The 6,000-nt window shown below is 55.4% G+C and carries 5 protein-coding genes; all 5 read right to left on the bottom strand.

Annotation, left to right across the window (positions count from 1 at the left end; genetic code table 11):
• The coding region (locus tag QZ377_RS08960) for a fumarate reductase flavoprotein subunit (protein WP_291440818.1) at nt 1-1,546 on the bottom strand (1,546 nt) is incomplete at its 3' end.
• A gap of 10 nt (nt 1,547-1,556) precedes the next feature.
• On the bottom strand, nt 1,557-2,186 hold the full coding sequence (locus QZ377_RS08955) for a succinate dehydrogenase/fumarate reductase transmembrane subunit (RefSeq protein ID WP_291440817.1): 630 nt from the start codon (nt 2,184-2,186) through the stop codon (nt 1,557-1,559).
• A gap of 58 nt (nt 2,187-2,244) precedes the next feature.
• A complete protein-coding gene (locus tag QZ377_RS08950) occupies nt 2,245-2,805 on the bottom strand; it encodes a Fe-S-containing hydro-lyase (RefSeq protein WP_291440816.1) in 561 nt (186 codons plus the stop codon).
• Nucleotides 2,806-2,814: 9 nt separating this feature from the next.
• The gene (locus QZ377_RS08945; RefSeq protein WP_291440820.1) at nt 2,815-3,660 is read right to left on the bottom strand and encodes a fumarate hydratase; all 846 of its coding nucleotides are present in this window, start codon (nt 3,658-3,660) and stop codon (nt 2,815-2,817) included.
• Nucleotides 3,661-3,732: 72 nt separating this feature from the next.
• Nucleotides 3,733-5,082: an SLC13 family permease gene (locus QZ377_RS08940; RefSeq protein ID WP_291440815.1), complete on the bottom strand. Its 1,350-nt coding sequence runs from the start codon at nt 5,080-5,082 to the stop codon at nt 3,733-3,735.
• Nucleotides 5,083-6,000 lie beyond the last annotated feature (918 nt).

Raw genomic sequence — 6,000 nt, 5'->3', positions numbered from 1 at the left:
CATTGGGGCCGGGTATGTTGCCGCTTGCCAGGCGCATGTTGCCGCAACGCTCCAGCAGGTCTTGCAGCTTGGTCACACCGTCTTCCAGGTCTTTACCGTTACGGAAAATGCCCACGTGCTCCATCATGACATCCTGCATTTCATTGCGCAGGGTGTAGCAGTCATCGCCTGTGCCGCGCAGCAGGGCGGCTATGCGGTCTTTTACCTTTGTGGCGGCCGCGGTCATTTCGGCTGTGGAAAAGACGGTTTCATAGCCCTGGAGGAATTCCACCAGTTTTTGGCCCACGATGCGCCCGGAAACAATGGTTTCGGCCAGGGAGTTGCCGCCCAGGCGGTTGAAGCCGTGCATATCCCAGCAGGCGGCTTCGCCGGCGGAGAACAGGCCCTCAAGGCCGTAGGCGTGTCCGTCTTTATTGATGCGCACGCCGCCCATGCTGTAATGGTGGGTGGGGCGCACCGGAATGAGCTGGTGTATGGGGTTCACGCCAAGGAAGTGCGTGGAGATGTCGTATACCTCACGCAGATTCGTGGTGATATGTTTTTCACCCAGGTGGCGGATGTCCAGCCAGAGGTGATCGCCGTACGGGCTTTTTACGCCAAGGCCCTTGCGCATGTGTTCGGTCATGCGGCGCGCAACCACGTCGCGCGAGGCCAGTTCTGCCTTTTCCGGCTCATAGTCGGGCATGAAGCGGTATTCGTTTACGTCCAGCAGGGTTCCGCCATCGCCGCGGCAGCCTTCGGTAACCAGAATGTCTGTGGGTACTGTTCCTGTGGGGTGAAACTGCACGGCTTCCATATTACCCAGAGGAACAACGCCTGTTTCCAGCGCGGCAATCTGGCCGCCGCCGTCACAGATGACGGCGTTGGTGGTGGCCCGGTAAATGCGGCCGTACCCGCCGGTGGCGATAAGTGTTGCTTTGGCGAAGTAGCCTACAAGCTCGCCGGTGCGCAGGTCGCGGGCTATACAGCCCATGCAGCGTTGGCCGTCGTGTACGAGTCCTTCGGCCTGGGTGCGGTCGTGTACGTCCACGCCAAGCTGTAGCAGCCGGTTGTCCAGGGTAAACAAAACGGCATGGCCTGTACCGTCCGAGGTATAACAGGTACGCCATTTGGCCGTGCCGCCAAAAGCGCGGGAATGGATCAGCCCTTCATTTTCCTTTTTTTCTGTGGCCTGAAAGGGTTTGCCGCCCTTGTAATAGGTATGTTCACCCGGAACAACGCGGCTCCAGGGTACGCCCATCCAGGCCATTTCACGCATGGCTATGGGGCCGGTTTCGGCAAAAAGACGCGCCACTTCCTGGTCGCAGCCCCAGTCAGAGCCTTTAACGGTGTCATTGAAATGGATTTCCGGGCAGTCGCCTTCGCCCATTATGGAGTTGCCCAGGGCCGCCTGCATGCCGCCCATTGCCGCTGAAGAGTGCGAACGCTTGGGAGGCACAACGGAAAGACAGATAACCCTGAAACCGGCCTGAGCCGCTTCAACCGCTACACGTTCCCCGGCCAGGCCTGCGCCGATGCACAGGACGTCACATTCAAAAATACGCATACGGCACCCCCTATCCCAGGAACCAGACGCGGGTCAGAGCCAGCGTTCCAAGCAAAAGATAACAGCCCATAACAATCCATACCCACTTGCGCCATGCAGACTTTGTGCTCTTGGTACAGATGCCGTACTTCACGGCCAGACGGTATACGCCAATGCCCGTATGAAGGATGACACAGGGCAGAAAGAACACGTAGAAGGCCAGCCAGCCGTTGTGCAGGCGCTTGGCGCTGCCCGCCACGTTGATGGGCAGGTCTGTCATAACGGTATACACGTGGTAAAAAGCGCCCATAAGAATGGCAATGGCTGTAAATACCTGCACAAGCCACAGCCATGTATCAAAATCTTTCAGGCTTTTGCTGTGGCGCACAAAGATGCCGAGCTCATTGGCGCGAAAGGGCATCTTTCTTGCCGCGATGTAGAAATGGAATACAATCAACAGGATGATAAGCGGTGCCGCAATCTGGGCCAGCCAGGTGGCTTCCAGAAACCAGGCAATGCCGTTTGTGAGCGCCGGGCTGAGCACAACAGTACCCTCCAGCGTCAGATGTACACATACGAACAGGGCCAACACCGCGCCGGAGGCTGCCTGCCAGAAGTCCAGGCGGGTTTTTGCCTCCCCAGGGGTTCTGCTTAAAGCCATGACAACTCCTTATACAAGTATTCTGTACCTATGCCATTATGAAAAAACGATTATTCCTTCATATGCGTTTGTACGGAGCCTGCCCCGTTTCGTAAAAATTGCCGCCGGTACTGTCTATCACCACAATGGCCGGAAAATCCTCCACTTCCATAGCGGCAACAGCTTCCGGCCCCAGGTCTTCATAGGCCAGTACCGTATATTTTTTGATGGCGCGGGCAATGAGCGCTCCGGCCCCGCCCACGGCCGCAAGGTAGGGTACGCCATGCTTTTTCATGGCTTCTACCACTTCCGGCTTGCGGTATCCCTTGCCGATCATGCCTTTAAGCCCCTGATCCAGCAGGCGCGGGGTGTAGGCATCCATGCGGCCCGAAGTGGTGGGGCCGGCGGCCCCTATGGGCTTTCCGGGCCGGGCCGGGCTTGGCCCCACATAATAGACCACCGCGCCCTCAAGGCTCACAGGCAGGGGTTCGCCCCTGTCCAGTGTTTCCACAAGGCGTTTGTGGGCCGCGTCACGCGCGGCCAGTATGGTGCCGGAAATAAGAACACGGTCTCCAGCGCGCAGTGAACGGGCAGTGGCTTCATCAAAGGGAGCGCGGATTTTTTTGATTTCGTCTGACATGGCTCCCCCTTACAGCACGGCTTCGGCGTGGCGCGCCGCGTGGCAGTTGATATTTACGGCTACCGGCAAGGAAGCGATATGGGTCGGCGCCCATTCCACATGTACCTTGAGGGCGGTAGTAAGGCCGCCCAGCCCCTGGGGGCCTACGCCGGTTTTGTTGACCATATCCAGCAGTTCATCTTCAAAGGCCGCATAGCGGGGATCGTGGTTGCGGCTTTCAAGGTCGCGGGCCGCAGCGCGTTTGGCGCATATGGCGGCCATCTCCATAGTGCCGCCGATGCCGACGCCGATGACGAGAGGCGGACAGGAGTTGGGACCGGCGGCCAGCACTGCGTCCAGAACCACCTGGCGCACGCCGTCAATGCCGTCTGCCGGCACGAGCATCTTGAGCACGCTCTTGTTTTCCGACCCCGCCCCCTTGGGGGCAAGCCGCAAGCGCAGCCCGCTGCCGGGCACAAGGCGGGTATGGATGACGGCAGGGGTATTGTCCTTGGTGTTTTTGCGCTCAAACAGCGGCTCGTCCACACAGGATTTGCGCAGATACCCCTCTGTATACCCCTTGCGGATGCCTTCATTGATGGCATCTTCAAAAGAGCCGCCCACAATGCGCACATCCTGGCCCACTTCGGCAAAAACTACGGCAAGGCCGGTATCCTGGCACAGGGGCAGATCTCCCCTGGCGGCGATTTCAGCATTTTCCAGCAGTTGATCCAGAATGTTGCGCCCAACGGGCGAAGGTTCGCGCGTTCGTGCCGCGCGCATGGCCGCAACCATGTCGGCCGGCAGGCGGTAGCAGGCTTCTATGGCCAGTTCCGCCACAGTGCGCGCTATGTCGTCAAAATGAATTTCCTTCATGTCCACACCGTCCCGTTCGTTATCAGCATTAACTGCTGTGATGCTTATGGCCACAGCGCCTCTGGCGGCAGCTTAATGGAAAGGCCAGATCAGGGGAATAAGCAGCCAGCACATGATAAGGGTAATGAGCTGTAAGGGCCAGCCAGCCTTGACATAATCGAGGAATGTGTACCTGCCGGGGCCAAGCACGATGGTGTTGGGCGGCGTGGCAATGGGCGTAAGGAAGCAGGCCGAGGCAGACATGGCTATGCCCATGGCGATGGGCAAGGGGGAAATGCCGCTGCCCAGAGCGATGGGCAGGGCCAGGGGAGCCATAAGGGCTGCCGTGGCAGTATTGGACATGAAGTTGGTGATAACTGCTGTGAGCGCACAGCAGACAAGCATGAGCAGCCAGGGATCGCTGACAGTGCTGACCACAGCATCGGCCACAATAGCCGCGGCGCCGGATTTGTCCATTGCTGCCGACATGGACAGCATGCCCGCAAACAGGAAAATGGTTGTCCAGTCAACGCTGCGGAATGCTTCACGCATGGTCATGCAGCCGGTGATAACCATCATGCAGGCGCCAAGCATGGCTGCTGTCGTCAGGGGAACCAGCTCGCTGGCCATCATGAAGACCACGAAGGCAAAAACGATCATGGCATGCCACATTTTATTTTCGCGGCGCGGCTGCGCTTCTTCCGACAGAACAGCATCGTCGATCTGGCGTCCTTCGGGCAAAAGACGATGCCCTATCAGTCCGTAATAAAGAAGGCCCGCAGCCAGAAGGGGAATGCCGATCAGGCCGAATTCGAAAAAGCCGAAAGGGTTTTGCCCGGTCTGGGAGAGCATGGAATTGATAATGCCGTTGGGCGGGGTACCCACCAGGGTTACCGTGCCGCCAAGCGACGCCGCAAAGGCAACAGGCATAAGCACTTTGCCGGGAGCCAGTTTGGCTTTCATGCACATGCCGAGAATCATCGGCACGGCAACCACTGTGGTTCCCGTATTGGAAAGTACGGTGGAAAGCAGCCCCACGGCGGCCATGGCATAAACAAGAAGCTTGATGGGGCTGCCTTTGGAAAGCCTGACAGCCAGTCCGCCAACCTTGTCGGCAAAGCCGGTAATGAAAGTGGCCTCGCCCACTATGAACATGGCCATGAACAATACCACTGTGGGATCGCCAAAGTAACTGAAGGCGACTTTTGAAGATATGACGTTTGTCAGCGACAGGGCCACCGGCACAAGCAGAGCTGTTATGGGCAACGGTACGACTTCGGTGAAAAACATGATTGCCGCAATAACAAGAATGCCAAGGGTGATGTACGCTTTTGTCGGATCTTCAGGCAGTTTTATACCCAGTTGATTTGCGGCAAAAACATCCTGGGCAGCAATGATTGCCAGCATTGCAACAATCATTGCCAGGAAAAAAGATCGCTTCATCCGTCAACCTCCAATCAAGATAGAGTTGATGGTGTCTCTTCTATGCCATAAAGACAAATTATGAAGCATTAGAGACATTTATGTATAGCGCTATAAAGTTAAACAATATACTTACACGATTGTTTATTCATTACAATAGATTTTTGTTGAATGAGTGATCAATGATACATATTTTCAAGAAAAACAATAAAGAAGGAAAAAAAGTAACTACAATGTATTGAATGTAAAAAAAATCACAATATAATGTGATTGGATAGAGTTGCTAGTTAATCATTATTAACAGAATACTTATTTAATAATGTGCATATGTGTTATTTCTGTGTTATTTTCAATTGATATTTTGTTACTTGCAGTGGCGTTGTGGGTGCTTTGAGGCTTGGCAATGCGGGGTCACCAGGGAAAATGCTTTTGGATGATAATTATATATTCAAATGTTATATGTTTTATATTAAGATGCCATCCAGCCGGTGTGTGCAGTCAAAAGAAGGCTCATTGGCAACGAGAAAGAGCGCCTTGCCGATAATGTCGAACAGGCGTGGCGCACGCGGGGTGTCCCACTCTTACGGCAAGGAGCTCCATGTGCTTACTCCTGATAGTGCAGGGGGTAAAAAAGGCAGCAGCCTGCCCAAACTCCAGGCGGGCCGGGGATAATATACTCAGCGTGGGGAAAGTATGGTCTGTTTCGTGAAGCTTTTCCCGTTGTCTGGTGCTTCAACCTGCTGTTTTTGCTGTTTCAATATGCCGTTTTCAGGTCAAGGGCAGTCATAGCCTTTTTTATGGAAACTTTCGGCAGGATGTCAGACGTACGGCTTTTGCCGGGGCTTGTATAAAAAACGGCAAATAGGGATTGAGTCTGCCGCATTTTGCTCAGATGGATGCGGCGCTGCGGGAGGTGGGGTTGTCCCCCGCACGTTCGCT

Origin of the sequence: Desulfovibrio sp. (assembly GCF_019424165.1) — a bacterium.
Lineage (GTDB): Bacteria > Desulfobacterota > Desulfovibrionia > Desulfovibrionales > Desulfovibrionaceae > Desulfovibrio.
Note: the sequence above shows the minus strand (reverse complement) of the source record. Positions and strands in the feature narration are given on the sequence as shown.